15 protein-coding genes are annotated in these 14,656 nt (G+C 69.4%); 9 read left to right on the top strand and 6 right to left on the bottom strand.

The window, feature by feature from the left end:
• The first annotated feature begins 14 nt into the window (after window positions 1–14).
• The 3 genes from BO221_RS15995 (at window position 15) to BO221_RS15985 (ending at window position 2,602) form a co-directional block, all read left to right on the top strand.
• Entirely contained in the window at window positions 15–620 is a 606-nt protein-coding gene (locus tag BO221_RS15995; protein WP_158079853.1) for a class I SAM-dependent methyltransferase, read from the top strand.
• Between the two features lie 184 nt (window positions 621–804).
• A complete protein-coding gene (locus BO221_RS15990; protein ID WP_073561296.1) occupies window positions 805–1,896 on the top strand; it encodes a M35 family metallo-endopeptidase in 1,092 nt (363 codons plus the stop codon).
• A 97-nt stretch (window positions 1,897–1,993) separates the two neighbouring features.
• Window positions 1,994–2,602, top strand: a complete 609-nt coding sequence (locus tag BO221_RS15985) for a protease (protein WP_073561295.1) — start codon at window positions 1,994–1,996, stop codon at window positions 2,600–2,602.
• A gap of 60 nt (window positions 2,603–2,662) precedes the next feature.
• On the opposite strand, the gene BO221_RS15980 is transcribed toward BO221_RS15985, so the two are convergent.
• Window positions 2,663–3,223 carry a hypothetical protein gene (locus BO221_RS15980; RefSeq protein WP_073561294.1) on the bottom strand — a complete coding sequence of 187 codons (561 nt, stop codon included), beginning with the start codon at window positions 3,221–3,223 and terminating at the stop codon, window positions 2,663–2,665.
• Between the two features lie 325 nt (window positions 3,224–3,548).
• On the opposite strand from BO221_RS15980, the gene tesB reads away from it, so the two are divergent.
• Complete coding sequence (gene tesB / locus BO221_RS15975) at window positions 3,549–4,418, top strand: acyl-CoA thioesterase II (protein WP_073561293.1); 870 nt, start codon at window positions 3,549–3,551, stop codon at window positions 4,416–4,418.
• A gap of 36 nt (window positions 4,419–4,454) precedes the next feature.
• Here tesB and BO221_RS15970 read toward each other — a convergent pair whose 3' ends face one another.
• The 4 genes from BO221_RS15970 to BO221_RS15955 all read right to left on the bottom strand — a co-directional run bounded on the left by BO221_RS15970 (window position 4,455) and on the right by BO221_RS15955 (window position 8,789).
• Window positions 4,455–5,714: a sugar MFS transporter gene (locus tag BO221_RS15970; protein WP_073561292.1), complete on the bottom strand. Its 1,260-nt coding sequence runs from the start codon at window positions 5,712–5,714 to the stop codon at window positions 4,455–4,457.
• 402 nt (window positions 5,715–6,116) lie between these two features.
• On the bottom strand, window positions 6,117–7,154 hold the full coding sequence (locus tag BO221_RS15965; protein ID WP_073561291.1) for an ABC transporter substrate-binding protein: 1,038 nt from the start codon (window positions 7,152–7,154) through the stop codon (window positions 6,117–6,119).
• A gap of 43 nt (window positions 7,155–7,197) precedes the next feature.
• Window positions 7,198–7,974 carry an ABC transporter permease gene (locus BO221_RS15960; protein WP_073561290.1) on the bottom strand — a complete coding sequence of 259 codons (777 nt, stop codon included), beginning with the start codon at window positions 7,972–7,974 and terminating at the stop codon, window positions 7,198–7,200.
• Window positions 7,971–8,789 (bottom strand): ABC transporter ATP-binding protein, encoded by an 819-nt coding sequence (locus BO221_RS15955; protein WP_198956125.1) that lies wholly within the window; start codon window positions 8,787–8,789, stop codon window positions 7,971–7,973. Before BO221_RS15955 ends, BO221_RS15960 begins: the two co-directional genes overlap by 4 nt.
• 213 nt (window positions 8,790–9,002) lie before the next feature.
• Between BO221_RS15955 and BO221_RS15950 the strand changes: the two genes are divergently transcribed.
• From BO221_RS15950 to BO221_RS15935, 4 genes are read left to right on the top strand one after another with little or no spacing between them, the layout of a single operon-like run.
• Complete coding sequence (locus BO221_RS15950) at window positions 9,003–10,559, top strand: hypothetical protein (protein ID WP_073561289.1); 1,557 nt, start codon at window positions 9,003–9,005, stop codon at window positions 10,557–10,559.
• Between the two features lie 23 nt (window positions 10,560–10,582).
• Window positions 10,583–11,695 carry a hypothetical protein gene (locus BO221_RS15945; RefSeq protein WP_073561288.1) on the top strand — a complete coding sequence of 371 codons (1,113 nt, stop codon included), beginning with the start codon at window positions 10,583–10,585 and terminating at the stop codon, window positions 11,693–11,695.
• Window positions 11,696–11,709: 14 nt separating this feature from the next.
• Window positions 11,710–12,264, top strand: a complete 555-nt coding sequence (locus BO221_RS15940; protein ID WP_073561287.1) for a hypothetical protein — start codon at window positions 11,710–11,712, stop codon at window positions 12,262–12,264.
• Between the two features lie 55 nt (window positions 12,265–12,319).
• On the top strand, window positions 12,320–12,835 hold the full coding sequence (locus BO221_RS15935) for a GNAT family N-acetyltransferase (RefSeq protein WP_073561392.1): 516 nt from the start codon (window positions 12,320–12,322) through the stop codon (window positions 12,833–12,835).
• A 184-nt stretch (window positions 12,836–13,019) separates the two neighbouring features.
• Here BO221_RS15935 and BO221_RS15930 read toward each other — a convergent pair whose 3' ends face one another.
• Window positions 13,020–13,841 (bottom strand): alpha/beta fold hydrolase, encoded by an 822-nt coding sequence (locus BO221_RS15930; RefSeq protein WP_073561286.1) that lies wholly within the window; start codon window positions 13,839–13,841, stop codon window positions 13,020–13,022.
• Between the two features lie 157 nt (window positions 13,842–13,998).
• On the opposite strand from BO221_RS15930, the gene BO221_RS15925 reads away from it, so the two are divergent.
• A complete protein-coding gene (locus BO221_RS15925; protein ID WP_073561285.1) occupies window positions 13,999–14,652 on the top strand; it encodes a TetR/AcrR family transcriptional regulator in 654 nt (217 codons plus the stop codon).
• Window positions 14,653–14,656 lie beyond the last annotated feature (4 nt).

The raw sequence follows: 14,656 nt of genomic DNA, 5'->3' as shown, positions 1-14,656 counted from the left end.
TGGAGGTGATCCCGGTGAGTCAGGATGTTCGAGAGATCTACGACGATCTCGGCCAGAAATACGATGTGTGGACCTCGTTGCCGGACCGTCTCTTCCTGAACCGGTGGCGGCGTGAGCTGCTCGCGAAGGCCCGGGGAGAGGTGCTCGAGGTGGCCGTTGGCACGGGGAAGAACCTCCCCTTCTACCCCGAGGCGTGCCGGGTGACGGGCCTGGACTTCTCGCGCGCGATGCTCGACGAGGCCTCGCGCCGTGCCCAGGCGATGCGCCGTCCATTCGAGGCCAGGGAAGGCGATGTCACGGCGCTGCCCTTCGCCGATGCGAGCTTCGACACGGTGACGTCCACGTTCGCGGTCTGCACCTTCACGGAGCCGCTCGCCGCGTTGCGTGAGATGCGCCGGGTGTGCCGTCCCGGTGGCGCGGTGCTGTTGTTGGAGCACGTGCTCCCGCGGGACCGGCCCCTGGCATGGCTCGCCCGATCCATGGCTCCCCACACGCGCAAGGCGGTGGGGTGCAACCCGGACCGGGACACGCTGGCGCTCGTGCGCGAGGCGGGGCTGCACGTCGACTCCGTGCTCGGACGGGCCCGCGACATCCTTCTCGCCGTGGTCGCCCGGCCCTGAGGCGCCTCAACTATTGATATGCAAAGCAATTCATTGGCATGGCAATGAATCCATGTGAATAAATATTTCGGAGAATAGTCTCACATAGACGACATTCCTGATTCTGTTATAAGAACTCGTTAACCGGGTTAGCCATGAGCTATCGGTTCTGACAGACAATTCTGACAGTCAAAGGAGTCACTGCGTGAGCAAGAGCGTTCGCGGTTTCAAGTGGCTGGTGGGGGGAATCGTCGGAGTGTCCATGCTGGGCGCGTGCGGTGCGCCGGAGGAGCTCGAGACGGCCTCGGAGCAGGCGGCGCAGGCCACCGGCGAGGTGGCGGTGAGCCTGTCCGTGAGCAAGGCCACGCTGAGCGCCCGTGAGGACGTGTCGGTGCGGGTCGCGCTCACCAACGTCTCGTCCCACCCCGTGCAGCTGCTCAAGTTCTACATCCCGGACGGCCGCCTGAAGGAGGGTCTGTTCGAGGTGACGCGCAATGGCGAGCCCGTGGAGTACATCGGTCCGCACATCAAGCGCGCGGCCCCCACCGCCCAGGACTACGTCACCCTGGCCCCCGGCGAGAGCATCTCGGGCCTGGCCCCCGTGTCCGGCATGTATGATCTGTCCGAGTCCGGCGCCTACACCGTCCAGTACGCGGCGCCCTCGCTGGATCAGCACCACGCGGTGATCACCAAGGCGGCGCAGCTCGACTCCAACCTGGTGAACCTGTGGATCGAGGGCCGTGGCCAGCCCGAGCTCGAGGCGCAGGGCACGGTCTCCGCCCAGGGCCTGTCGTACTCCGGCGCCTGCACCAGCACCGAGCAGTCGTCGATCTCCTCGGCGCTGTCCTCCGCCCGCACGTACGCGAACAACGCGTCCACCTACCTCAACGGCATCTCCTCGGGCACCACGCGCTACACCACCTGGTTCGGCGCTTACTCGAGCACCAACGTGGGCACGGCGCGCACCCACTTCACCAACATCAAGAACGCGCTGGCCAACGCCGCCATCGTGGTGGACTGCAGCTGCAACGACAGCTACTACGCCTACGTGTACCCGGCCTCGCCGTACAAGATCTACGTGTGCAACGCCTTCTGGAGCGCCCCCACCACGGGCACGGACTCCAAGGCCGGCACGCTGGTCCACGAGATGAGCCACTTCAACGTGGTGGCCGCCACGGATGACCACGCCTACGGGCAGAGCGCCGCCAAGAGTCTGGCGGCCTCCAGCGCCACCCGCGCCCTGGACAACGCGGACAACCACGAGTACTTCGCCGAGAACACCCCCTCGCTGCCGTAGTCATCAGCCCAGGGTGTAGTCGCGAAGTGTGGTAGCGAGAGAGACGGGAGCGGCGACGCTCCCGTTTTTCTTTTTTCCGGAGGAGAGCATCCGTCCCATGACTCGTGGATATGGCCGTTGGGTCGCGCTGTGCTGTCTGGCATTGAGTGCGGGCGCGTGTGCGCCGCGCAAGGAGAACGTGGATCCGAAGCCGGCCCCCGCGCCGGAGCAACCGGCCCCGGCTCCGCAGGCGGCTCCCGAGCCGCAGAAGGAGAATCCGGCGATGGCGGCGGCCCTGGACTGTGTGGTGAGCGTGCCCGCCAGCGTGCGCGCGGGTGAGCCGGTGCCGCTGCGCTTCCAGCTCACCAACCGCACGGCGCAACCGCTGCACGTGCTCAAGTGGCGCACGCCGCTCGAGGGCCTGATGGGCAAGGACTTCGAGGTGACCCGCGACGGCACCGAGGTGAACTACCTGGGGCGCATGGTGAAGCGGGGCAATCCGTCGGCGGACGCCTACGTGACGCTCGCGCCCGGCGCGTCCGTGGACGCCCAGGTCGATCTCTCGCAGGCCTACGAGATGAAGCAGCCGGGGCGTTACCGCATCGCGTTCAACGGCGAGCTGATGGACGTCGTGGAGAAGCAGGCGGAGGTGCCGCGTTCGCTGGAGCAGCTCCAGTCCCGCCCGGTGTCCTGCCCCACGGTGGAGACGACGATCTCCGCGCCCTGAGCCGCGCGCTTCGAGCAGTGCTCCTGGAAACACCCTCGCGCGAGCCGTGCCGCGAGGGTGCTACCGGGAGATGGCGCTGACGAGCGACTGGGAGGGCGCGGAGAGCGCCCGGCTGATGGCCCCGGCGGACTCGGGGAACGGCCCCCGCGCGAGCTCCCGCCCCCAGGGCCCCAGCGCTTGGACGAGCGCCTGGCGGAAGCCCTTCTCCAGCCCCAGCGCGCTGTGCGGCGCCCCGGTGGTGTCGGCCACCATGTAGAGCGACTGCTCCAGGTCCGCGGGCGGCTGCTGGCCCTGCGAGAGGAACAGCTCGCGGACCTTGGTGAGCGAGTCGTTGTGGATCTTGCGGATCTCCCGGCTCGCGGCGCCCTTGAAGAAGCCGGGGATGCCTCGCAGGTCCACTCGCACCACCACGATGGGGTGCTGGCGGCGCAGGTCATACGCGAAGCGCAGGGCGTGCTCGCGCAGCACGTCCCGCGTGTCCCGGTTGGCGTACAGCACCACCGCCGGCCGCCCCTGTCCGAGCGGCACTTCCCGGCCGAACACGTCCTCGAGTCCCGAGGCGTGGGCGGGAAGGGCGCTGAACAGCCCCATCAAGCAGGCGATGACCACCAGGATTCGCATGGGCAAGGGTCTCCTCCGGGGTATGGGGACGGGCCGCTCACCGTCCCTCGCCGCCGGGGCGCATGGACGACAGTGTACGGGCCCACCCTGACGGTCCTCGCCCAACATCGGCCCCCTTCCGCTTCTGCCTGACCCGGCCCTCCCGGGGCTCCTGGCCGCCTGTCCAGCCGGGAACCGGGCCCCCTCCCGAGGGCCTCGCGCGCGGTGCCCTGGGCGGTTCCATGCTTCTCTCACTGGCGAAGCCCCGCCGTTTCCTCCATGGTACGGAGCCGTACCAGCCCGGACGCCGAATGCCCCGGGGCCATGTGGAGAAGAAGGAGAAGGGATGAGTCGCGTTCTGGATGAACTGTTGGCGCTGCTCAAGCTGGAGCCCATCGAGGAGAACCTGTTCCGGGGGGTGAGCCAGGATCTGGGCTACCGGCAGCTCTTCGGCGGGCAGGTGATCGGCCAGGCGTTGTCGGCGGCCAGCCAGACGGTGATGCCCGAGCGCCATGTGCACTCGATGCACGGCTACTTCCTGCGCCCCGGGGACGCCAGCCTGCCCGTGGTGTACACGGTGGATCGCGTCCGCGACGGCGGCAGCTTCACCACCCGCCGCGTGGTGGCCATCCAGAAGGGCGAGTCCATCTTCACCATGATGGCCTCCTTCCAGGGGGACGAGCCCGGCTACGAGCACCAGGTGAAGATGCCCGAGGTGCCCGGACCGGAGGGGCTGGCCTCGGACATCGAGCTGCTGCGCCGCCGGGCCCACCTCATTCCCGAGCGTGTCCGGGAGAAGTTCCTGTGCGAGAAGCCGATCGAGATCCGTCCGGTGACGCTCTTCGATCCGTTCGAGCCGAAGGTGAGCGAGCCGGTGAAGTACGTGTGGTTCCGCGCGGACGGCGAGCTGCCAGAGGATCCGCAGGTGCACAAGTACGTGCTCGCCTACGCCTCGGACTTCAACCTCATCACCACCGTGCTGCAGCCGCACGGCACCAGCTTCATGCAGCGCAACATGCAGATGGCGAGCCTGGATCACGCCCTGTGGTTCCACGGGAACCTGCGCGTGAACGACTGGCTGCTGTACGCCATGGACAGCCCGTGGACGGGCAATTCGCGTGGCCTGGCGCGCGGGCACATCTTCACCCGCGAGGGCCGGCTGGTGGCCTCCGTGGCCCAGGAAGGTCTCGTCCGCATCCGCCAGGACAAGCGCTGAGCGGCGGCTCGGGGTGATGGAACCGCCGCCCGGCGCTCAGCCTCGGGGGGCGGTCTGGCGGCTGCCGGACCCGGGAGGGGTGGGGCGGTCGGCCAGTGCGACGAGCACCTCGTGGACCCCGGCCAGCAGTACCGCGACGCCGAGGATCAACGGGGTGATGGCCGCGAGCCCGAGCCGCTCACCGATGAGGCCGGCGGCGCTCGGGACGACCGCGACGCCCATCGTCGCCGCGCTCACCTGGAAGCCGACGGCGTGCGCGGCGGCATCCGCGCCCACGCGCCGGGGCGTCTCGGACATGAGGGCCGGGAAGATGGGCGCCAGGGAGAAGCCGAGCAACGCCAGCCCCAGGACGGCCGGGACCGCCGGGAGGGCGAGGAGGAGCGCGCCCACGACGGTCCCCGCGGTGCCGAGCCGCAGGAGCCGGACGGGGCCCACCCGCTCGACGACGAAGCCGAGCACGATGCGCCCGGCCAGCAGGCCCGCCCAATACAAGCTGACCCACGTTCCAGCCACCGCGGTGCCGAGCCCGCGCGCCTCGGTGAGGACGGTGTAGCTCCACTGTCCCGCGGTGACCTCGACGCCGGAGTAGAGGAAGAAGATGGCGATCTGCAGCCAGACGCGGGGACGGCGCAGCGTGGCCCTCGCGGTGACCGTGGGGGAGGTGGCGTCCACGGGGGCCGGGGCCTCGGCCGTGGGAGGGCTCGAGCCCGGCCTGGCGTCCCATTGCCGGCGCATCCCGGTGAAGGCCACCGCGAGCAGTGCGAGCGCTCCGCCGATGACGGCATAACCGGCCCGCCACCCCGCGCCGTGCGTGAGGAGCGCCGTCATGAGCACCGGACCGAGCGCGGCCCCGACGCTGTAGGCGGCGTGCAGCCAGCTCATGTGGCGCGCTCCGAAGTGGTGGGCGGCGTACGTATTGAGCGCGGTGTCGATCGCGCCCGAGCCGAGCCCGACGAAGCTGGCCGCGGCGATGAAGAGGGCGAATGCGGGGGCGGCCCCGTAGCCAGTGACACCGGTGGCGGCGAGCGCGGTGCTGACGGCCAGGACGGTGCCGATTCCAGCGGTGCGCATGAGCCGCCCCGCGAACAGGCCCGACGTGAAGTACGCCGAGGCCGCCATGGCGAGCGCGGCGCCGAGCGCCGCTTGCGGCAGTGAGAAGGTCTCGCGGATGGACGGCCAGGCGACGCCGATCACCGCGTCCGGCAGTCCCAGGCTGACGAAGGCCAGGTACGACAGGGCCAGGAGCCCCGGGCGGGGCGCTGCCAGGGTGGATGAGGGCTCGGGCGGATGGCTCATGGGCGTGCCCCGCGCGCTATTCGCGGATATCCGATGTGGATCATGTCATGCCTACATTTCGGCATGTTTCCCGCCCCCAGTTGTGCCAGGGGACGGATATCGTGCCTACATTTCGCGACACGGATGTCTTTTTGCTGATCCATCATGCCTACATTTCCATGCATGTAGGCCTCCGCTCGGCGAATAGAAATACATTAATTCCTGACGGCTAATGTGTCTGTGATTGATATCAATCGGCTACGTGGCTGGCGTTTTTTGTTTGTTATTTATTGATTGGTTTGATTTTTGCATTTGCTTGTGATTTGTTGATTGTCTTTGTATTGGCTGTCTTTGTTGAGTTTGTTTGTGTTTATGATTGGCGTGTCTGTGATTTTGTGTTTGTGATTGGAGTCCGCCAATGGCTCACGGAGAAGTCTTGCCGGGGGCCTGGGTGAACTCGGGCAGGAGGAACTCGTCCACGGCCGGCGCCTTCTCGATGAGGCCCAGTTCCACGAGCTGCCGTCCCAGCGTCTCCCAGCGCTCGCGGCTCATCGATCCCAGGCCCCGGGTGCGCGTCTCCTCGGTCTCGATGAGGGGCTTCTGCGCCTGCGCCGCCGCCGCGAACGTCTCCGCGTCCAGGGTGGTGTTCAGCTTCGCCATCACCGCGTTGGCCGGCGCCGGATTGTCCAGGTAGGCGCGCCAGCCCTCGCGCACCGCCGCCACGAAGCCCTTCACGCGCTCCGGCTGCGTCTTCCACAGCTCCCGGCGGGTGACGACCACGGCCGCAAAGGGATTGAAACCTTCATCGGCCACCAGGAACACCACTGGATCCGCGCCCTGCCTGCGCGCCGCGATGGGCTCCGAGGTGATGAAGCACTGCTGCGCGAAGTCCTTGTTCGTCACGAACTGCGCCACGCCGCCGTCGTAGGGCACCACCTTCACCTTGTCGAAGCCGTACTTCTTCTTCAGGTACGCGGCATACGGCAGGCCGGGCTCCAGGGCGATGGTGCCCGAGGCGAGCACGTCCTGGATGTTCTTCGCCCCGCGGGAGGCGTGCACCATGATGGCCTGCGGCGACGTCTGGTACACGGCGAACAGCGGAATCAGATCCACGCCGCGCGCCCGGGCGGTGAGCAGCTCGTCCGCGCCCAGGATGCCGAACTCCACCTGACCTGTGGCCACCATCTGCAGCACGGGCACGCCGGCCCCGCCGCTGAGGATGTCCACCTCCAACCCTTGCCGCTTGAACGCGCCTTGATCCCTCGCGGCGTAGAAGCCACCGAACTCGGGCTCGGGCACCCAGTTGAGCGCCAGCTTCACCCGGGCAATCTGGGCCGCGGCCTGCGCGCCGCCCGCGTCCGAGCCTCCCGCCTGCTGCGCGCCTTCCTTCGAGCGCGAGCACGCTCCCGCCACCACGAGCAGCACCAGACTTCCCAGCAATCCGACGAGACGTCCTCTCATTTCGGTTTCCTCCGGAAGAAGCAGCAGAAGGGGATGGGGGCCCTCACGAGCCCGAGGCGGATGGGTGCCAGCGCCGCAGCATGCGCTCGCCGGTGAGGCTCACCGCGCCGAACAGCAGCAGTCCCAACGCCGAGGCCGCCAGGACGGCGGCGAAGACCAGGGCCGTGTTTCCCTGCCGGTTGGCCGCCAGCACGAGGATGCCCAGCCCGGAGTCGCCCTCGACGACGCCGGCGACCCACTCGCCCACGATGGCGCCGACGACGGACAGGCCCGAGGCCACGCGCAGGCCGGTGAACAGGTGGGGCAGCGAGGCGGGCAGCTCCAGCTTCCACAGCGTGGCCACCCGGCGCGCGCCGTAGAGGCGGAACATGTCTCTCAGGGCCGGGTCCACCGAGCGCATCCCGGTGTGCGTGTTGGCGATGACGGGGAAGACGGAGACGATGAAGGAGGAGACGGCCACCGCGCGTGCGCCATGGCCGAACCACACTACCAGCACCGGGGCGATGGCGATGATGGGCACCATCTGCAGGAAGAGGGCGTAGGGGTAGAGCGCCCGCTCCAGCACCCGCGACGAGGACAGGAGGATGGCGGCCAGCACACCCACCCCGGCACTCAGTCCGAAACCCACCAGCGCCGAGCGGCCGGTGGACAGCGCCCCGCTCAGCAACGAGCCCGCGGAGCGGCTCGCCTCGAGGCCGATGGCGGATGGGGGTGGCAGCACGATGGGGCTCACGGAGAAGACGCGCGCCACGGTCTCCCAGAGGGCCAGGAGGATGACGAGCGCGGCCAGCGGAGCCAGGGCGTCGCGCAGGGCCTTCATGCGGCTTCTCCTTGCTCCAGCGCCTGGAGGAGCCGGCCCATCTCCCGGGCGAAGCCGGGATCGGCGCGCAGGGCGGGGAGGCGCTCCGGAGGGAGGGCGAGCCGCTGATCCAGCATCACCCGCGCGGGTCTGCGTGACAGCACCACGACGCGCTCGGCCAGGTAGGCGGCCTCGGACAGCGAGTGGGTGACGAAGAGGACGGTCATTCCCAGCTCCTTCCACAGCGCGAGGAGCTGATCATCCAGCCGGTTGCGGGTGAGCTCGTCGAGGGCGGCGAAGGGCTCGTCCAGCAGCAGCAGCCGGGGACGGGTGACGAGCGCCCGGGCCAGGGAGACGCGCATGCGCATGCCGCCGGAGAGCTGGGCCGGGTAGCGCGAGGTGGCGTCGCCGAGCCCCACTTCCTTCAACAGCGCGTGGGCCGAGGCATGGCGCTCCGGGGCCGGCACCCCGGCCAGCTCCAGGGGCAGGGCCACGTTGTCGAGCACCGAGCGCCAGGGCAGCAGGTGCGCGTCCTGGAAGACGAAGGCGATGGGGGTGCGCGCTCCCGGAATGTGATCCAGGGGAGGGGAGAAGGTGAGGGTGCCGGCGTCGGGCCGGTCCAGCCCGGCCACCAGGCGCAGCAGGGTGGACTTGCCGCAGCCGGAAGGGCCCACCAGGGCCACGAAGGAGCCCGCGGCGACGTCCAGGTCCAGCCCGTCGAGTACGGAGACCCCCCCGGAGAAGGTGCGCCGGATGCCGGAGACCTGCACGCGGACGCCCCCCCTGCCAGGGTCGAGCGTGGATGGAGAGGCGGAGACGGGAGGGGAGGAAGCCATGGGGCGAACCGGGTTCTAGCCGCCCCGTGCGCTCCTGCACAGATGTGAATCGCCCTGCACATCGGCCGCGAAGCCTTCGCACCGGCTCCGGGTTCCCGGCGCCGTCGTCCGAAGGGGAATCCTCTTGTTCACGAGTTGGCACGAAGCCCGCAGAGCCACGCACGCCCCTCGCCTGGGGCATCCGGCCTCGCCTCGCGGGGCCTCCGAGAGGTGATGATGAAGCTCCCGCTCCTCCTGTTGCTGTTGTTGTCCGCTCCCGCCCTCGCGGCCCCACGCGCGGCGTACGTGCTGCGCATCGAGGGCGCGGATGCCTTCGTCGATCTCGGGCGCGCGGATACGGCGCAGCCTGGTGAACGGCTGCGCGTCTACCGCGTCATCGAGGCGCGCCACCCGGCCACGGGCAAGGTGCTGCGCGACCGGTTCCTGCTCGGCGAGGTCACCGTGCTGGAGGCCGGCGAGACGCTCTCGCGCATCTCCGCCCCGGACGAGCTCCTGGCCCGCATGGAGGTGGGTGACGAGGTGGAGCAGGTGAATCCCCAGGCCCCGCGTGAGCGGCCCTCCTCGCCGGGTGCGGCCACTCCGGCGCAGCCTTCCGCGCTCGCCTCCGCCGGCCCGTCCGACGCCGAGCGTACCGCGTTGCGCACCGCGTGGAACACCGCCTTGAAGCTCCCGCCCGCCGAGCGCGCGAAGGTGTGGGAGGGCTTCCTCGCCAACTGGCCCCAGTCGGACCTGGCCGGCCCCATCCGCACGGAGATCTCCCTGCTGCGCGAGGCGCCCATGGCCTCCTCGACGACGAAGGTGCCCGCCTCGCCGGTGGCGCCCGTCCTCAAGGTGAGTGCCCCCACCAGCGCGCTCACCGACGAGCTCATCACCGTGTCCCTCTCCAGCCTGGCGGGTGCCACGCCGCGCGCGGTGATGGTGCACTGGCGTGAGCGCGGCTCGCCCACCTACCGCACCGTGCACATGCGCGCCGAGCCCCATGGCCACTTCCGCGCCACACTGCCCAAGGAGGCGGTGGTGGAGCCGGGTATCGAGTACTACGTCGAGGCGGTGGAGCCCGCGGGCGCCACGCTCGCCGCGGCGGGCCGCCCCTCCCGGCCCCAGCACATCACCATCAGCCGGCCGCCCCGGGACGAGCGCATCGAGTACCGCAACCGCAGCCGCGTGCGCGTCAGCGACGAGTACGTCGACTTCAACCGCTTCAAGGGCAACGACGTCTACAATCTCTTCGAGGCGGACTTCCTCTACCGCGTCTACACGACGGTGCACGCGGTGCGCGTGGGCTTCGGCAACTACCGGGGCATCGGCACGCCGCGCGATCAGCTCGATGACCCGACCGTCCCCGGCCAGGAGGTGGGCTACACCTACGGCTTCAGTGAGCTGGAGCTGCGCCTGCACCCGTCCCTCGCGCTGCTGCTGAAGGGCACCGCGGGTGTCACCTCGGACGGGCTCAAGGGCGGTTTCGATCTCGGCCTGCGCATTGGCAGCGAGACGGGCACCTCCCTGTTGATCCGTGGCGCCAGCATCGCGGACATCGGCCAGCGCGGCAGCCTCGCGCTGTCGTGGGACGCCGTGAAGAACTGGCCCATGAGCGCCGAGGTCGTCGTCACCAACGAGCCCATCGGTGAGGACCTGGGCGTGCGCCTCATCTACACGGTGGGCCGCTCCATCACCCCCTGGCTCGATGTCGCCGGCCGCGTGAGCTACCAGCTGCGTGACATCAACCACTCCGGCCTCGGCTTCGGGCTGGGGACCACCTTCCACTGGTAGCGGACTCCGGGAGAACACCTCCGATGATGACCCTTTCCACCGTTACCTGCCTCCTGTTGTTGCTCGCTCCTCCCCAGACGCCGCCGGCCAACGCCGCTCCGGCCAGCGCCGCTCCGGCCGCACCCGCCGAGCCCCTCGAGGTACGGCACGTCCCGGCCGCCCAGGTCCTGGCCGGCAACAACCTCGTGCTCCGCGCCGAGGTGGCTCCGGCCTGGCGCCTGGGAGCGCTCGTCGCCCACCACCGCACCGTGGGCGAGCCGGCCTTCCGCGAGACGGCCTTCGAGCTCAGCGCCGATGGCACCTACGCGGCCGTCATCGCCCTGTCCCCCGAGCAGCGCGTGCCCGTGGAGTACTACGTCACCGCCCGGGACACCGATGGGGTGGAGAACGTGCGCTTCGCCAGCGCCGACACTCCGTACCCGGTGCTCATCGAGGTGCCCCAGTACACGCTGGAGCGTGAGGCATTGCTCGAGGCGTACGGCCAGCGCCGCTCGCGCGTGAGCGCCTTCGCCGAGTACGTGGACTACGGCTCCCAGACGCTCAACGGCACGCGCTACGCGGACCGCTACTACCGGCTGGAGGCGGACTACCTCTACCGCCTGTTCACCCAGGTGGGCGGCATGAGCATCGACTCCATCCGCATCGGCGTGGGCCACCTGCGCGCGAATACGCCGCCCTTCGGCCTGATCGCCCCGGAGGGGGAGAGCCTGCCGGGGCTGCGTCCGGGCCTCGACTATGGCTTCTCCGAGGTGGACGTGGGCTTCAGCCCGTTCTTCGGCCTCGGTGTGCGCCTGACGCTCGGTGGCAACGCGACCGGCTTCTCGGCGGGCATCGGTGGCAAGGTGCGCATCGGCCGGCCCAATGGGGCTCGCGCGGAGATCGAGGGTGAGTACACTGGAGGCCTTGGCGGCGCCGCGACGATCCGGCTCGCCTGGGACACGGTGTATCGTTTCCCCATGAGCGCCGCCGTGCAGGTGACGAACGTTCCCTCGGGTCCCACCGGCGTGCGGCTGCTCTACCGCGTGGACTACAAGTTCTCCGACGCATTCTCGCTCGGCGCCGAGGCCGGTTATCAGGCCCGTGCCTCGCGGGGTGGCGGGCCGACGCTGGGATTCGCCGCGAGCTACGGCTGGTAGGGGAGGGTGCGCCCATGATGCTCACCGCGCTCACGTTGCTCCTGCTGTCGGCGGACCCGGCTCCACCGGCTTCGTCCGCTCCGGTCTCGTCCCTGATGGTGGTGTCCATCGCGGACTCCGGCCTGGAGAAGGCCGCCCTCGAGGCGGGGCGGACGCTTGGCTCCCGTCTCGAGGCCCCCTATGTGGACCTGGGCGGCTACCTCAAGTCCCGGGGCGAGGGGTGTCAGGATGATCCGCGCTGTCTCCTGGCGGCTCCCGGGCTCTCGGGTGCCACGCGCCTGCTGCTCCTGAGCCTGCGCCCGGTGTCCACCGGACGGCTCGCCGTGGATCTGCGCCTCATCGCGCTCGAGTCACGGAAGGTCATCGGCCGGAGTGCCTCGGTGGTGGAGACAGGGGGGCTCTCCGCGTGGGTGGAGGCGTCCGCCACCCGGCTCATCTCCCGGGCCGACCCGTATGCGAAGGATCGGCCCCAGAGCCCCTTCGCGGTGAAGCCCGCTCCGGAGTCGCCCGCCGTGCCGCCACCGCCGGCCGGTGACGCCCGGCCGCGCCCCGCGCCCGAGACGAAGTAGGCGCGCTCCGGGGGCTGGGCGGAACTCTGGGCGCGGCGGTATGGTCGCCGCGCCCATGAGCCTCACCATCCGGTTCGCCACGCCCGCCGATGCCGCCCTGCTCGCCGAGCTGGGCGCTCGCACGTTCCGGGACGCCTTCGCCGCCGACAACCGGCCCGAGGATCTGGCGGCCCACCTGGCCTCGCATTATTCACTCGCCCTCCAGGAGCAGGAGCTGCGGGATCCCCGGCGCTCCTTCCTGCTGGCGGAGAGCGCCGGTGTTCCCGCGGGCTTCGCGCTGCTCCATGACATGCCTCCCGAGCCGGGTGTGCCGGGGCGCCGGCCGCTGCGCATCGAGCGGCTGTACGTGGACAAGCCTTTCCATGGCACCGGAGTGGGTGCGGCGCTCATGGAGCGCTGTCTGGAAGAGGCCCGGGCGCGGGGCCATGACGTGATCTGGCTGGGGGTCTGGGAGCGGAACTTCCGCGCCCGGGACTTCTACGCGCGCTGGGGCTTCTCCGAGGTGGGCGAGACGACGTTCGTCATCGGCGGCGATGCCCAACGCGATCTCGTGCTGGCTCGCTCCCTCTAATTCCCCTTCGCGGCCATTTCCCCTCGCCCTCCGGGAGAGGGACGGGGTGAGGGTGCCACGCATCCCGGGTTGAACCCCTGTCCACATTGGGGTTCATGGGTTGGAGAACAGGGACAGATACCCTCACCCCGACCCTCTCCCGAGGGGAGAGGGAATGTAACGGGATTAGCGCCTCTTGGCCGGGTCAGCCCCGGGCGAACGCCAGCAGGTCCGCGTTGAGCTGATCCTTGTGGGTGGCGGCGAGGCCATGATCGCCACCGGGATAGATCTTCAGCGTCGCGCCCTTGACGAGCTGGGCCGAACGGCGGGCCGAGGCGTCGATCGGCACGATCTGATCGTCATCGCCGTGGATGATCAGCGTCGGCACGTCGAACTTCTTGAGATCCTCGGTGAAGTCGGTCTCGGAGAAGGCCTTGATGCAGTCGAGCTCGGGCTTGAGGCCGCCCATCATTCCCTGCATCCAGAAGCTGTCGCGCATGCCCTGCGAGACCTTCGAGCCCGGGCGGTTCGCACCGAAGAAGGGCGTGGTCAGATCCTTGAAGAACTGCGAGCGGTCCGCGGCAACCCCCTTGCGGATGTCGTCGAACGCGGAGATCGGCAGTCCACCGGGGTTGGCGGCGGTCTTGAGCATGATGGGCGGCACCGCGCCCACCAGCACCGCCTTGGCGACGCGGCTCGTGCCGTGCCGGCCGATGTAGCGCGCCACCTCGCCGCCGCCCGTCGAGTGGCCGACGAGGATGGCCTTCTTGATGTCCAGCTTCTCCAACAGCTCGGCGAGATCATCGGCGTAGGTGTTCATCTCATTGCCATTCCAGGGCTGGCTGGAGCGGCCATGCCCGCGCCGGTCATGGGCGATGGTCCGGAAGCCGTTGGAGGCGAGGAACACCATCTGGTCCTCCCACGCGTCCGCGGTGAGCGGCCAGCCATGGCTGAACACCACCGGCTGACCCGAACCCCAGTCCTTGTAATAGATCTGCGTGCCATCCTTCGTCGTGAACATCGCCATGTGTGGGCTCCCTTGGTTCCAGAGGTTGGCGACGTATAGCGACGGCGCACCCTCCCTTGCCTCCCTCCCAAGAGGGACTCGTCCCTCCCCAGATGGGGATCGGACACTCCCACCGTGACCGTTTGACCAGAAATCCGAATCTGGTCATGATGTCCATATGGCAGCGACATCCGTCGAGCTCCGGCGCCAGCGCATCCTCCAGGTGGCCAAGGGCCACTTCGAGCGTTTCGGGTTCCGCCGGACCCGCATCGAGGACATCGCCCGCGAGGCGGGGATCGCCAAGGGCGCCGTCTACCTGGAGTTCGAGAGCAAGGAGGTCCTGCTCCACGCGGTCATCGGCACCCTGTTCGAGGAGATCGGGCGCCGGTACGCCGCGGAGGTGATGGGGCTGGAGTCGCCTCGCGAGCGCCTGCGGGCCACGCTGCGCTTCGCCTACCGGGAGCTCTCGCGTGACGCCTTGTTCGAGCGGCTCCTCCGCGAGGATCCCGAGGTGGCGGTGCTCCGCTCCCTGGCCGAGTCCGGAGACAACCCGCGCAAGGCGGATGCCCAGCTGGAGATGATTCGCGGCTGGGTGCGCGAGGGCATCGAGCGGGGCGAGCTCCGCGCCGATCTGGACATCGACGCGGTGCCCTTCGTCCTCGGACTGATGCGCTTCCTGCACTACCACACCGGGCTCGTCACCACGGGAGACCGCATCTCCCGCGAGCGCCTGCTCGACGCCGTCATCGACATCTTCATCGCGGGGCTGTCCGCGCCCGCGCCCACTCCGCCATCCCCGGGCAAGCGTCCGGGGCGCGGCTCCACGAGGTAATGCC

This window comes from Archangium sp. Cb G35 (genome assembly GCF_001896145.1).
Lineage (GTDB): Bacteria > Myxococcota > Myxococcia > Myxococcales > Myxococcaceae > Archangium > Archangium violaceum.
The sequence above is the reverse complement of the archived record's forward strand: the minus strand, read 5'-3'. Positions and strand labels throughout refer to the sequence as shown.

Coding starts and splice junctions, on each gene's coding strand:
- tesB (WP_073561293.1), top strand. CDS start 3,549: ATGAGTCGCGTTCTGGATGAACTGTTGGCGCTGCTCAAGCTGGAGCCC.
- BO221_RS15930 (WP_073561286.1), bottom strand. CDS start 13,841: ATGGCGATGTTCACGACGAAGGATGGCACGCAGATCTATTACAAGGAC.
- BO221_RS15985 (WP_073561295.1), top strand. CDS start 1,994: ATGACTCGTGGATATGGCCGTTGGGTCGCGCTGTGCTGTCTGGCATTG.
- BO221_RS15965 (WP_073561291.1), bottom strand. CDS start 7,154: ATGAGAGGACGTCTCGTCGGATTGCTGGGAAGTCTGGTGCTGCTCGTG.
- BO221_RS15940 (WP_073561287.1), top strand. CDS start 11,710: ATGATGCTCACCGCGCTCACGTTGCTCCTGCTGTCGGCGGACCCGGCT.
- BO221_RS15955 (WP_198956125.1), bottom strand. CDS start 8,789: ATGGCTTCCTCCCCTCCCGTCTCCGCCTCTCCATCCACGCTCGACCCT.
- BO221_RS15935 (WP_073561392.1), top strand. CDS start 12,320: ATGAGCCTCACCATCCGGTTCGCCACGCCCGCCGATGCCGCCCTGCTC.
- BO221_RS15925 (WP_073561285.1), top strand. CDS start 13,999: ATGGCAGCGACATCCGTCGAGCTCCGGCGCCAGCGCATCCTCCAGGTG.
- BO221_RS15960 (WP_073561290.1), bottom strand. CDS start 7,974: ATGAAGGCCCTGCGCGACGCCCTGGCTCCGCTGGCCGCGCTCGTCATC.
- BO221_RS15945 (WP_073561288.1), top strand. CDS start 10,583: ATGATGACCCTTTCCACCGTTACCTGCCTCCTGTTGTTGCTCGCTCCT.
- BO221_RS15950 (WP_073561289.1), top strand. CDS start 9,003: ATGATGAAGCTCCCGCTCCTCCTGTTGCTGTTGTTGTCCGCTCCCGCC.
- BO221_RS15980 (WP_073561294.1), bottom strand. CDS start 3,223: ATGCGAATCCTGGTGGTCATCGCCTGCTTGATGGGGCTGTTCAGCGCC.
- BO221_RS15970 (WP_073561292.1), bottom strand. CDS start 5,714: ATGAGCCATCCGCCCGAGCCCTCATCCACCCTGGCAGCGCCCCGCCCG.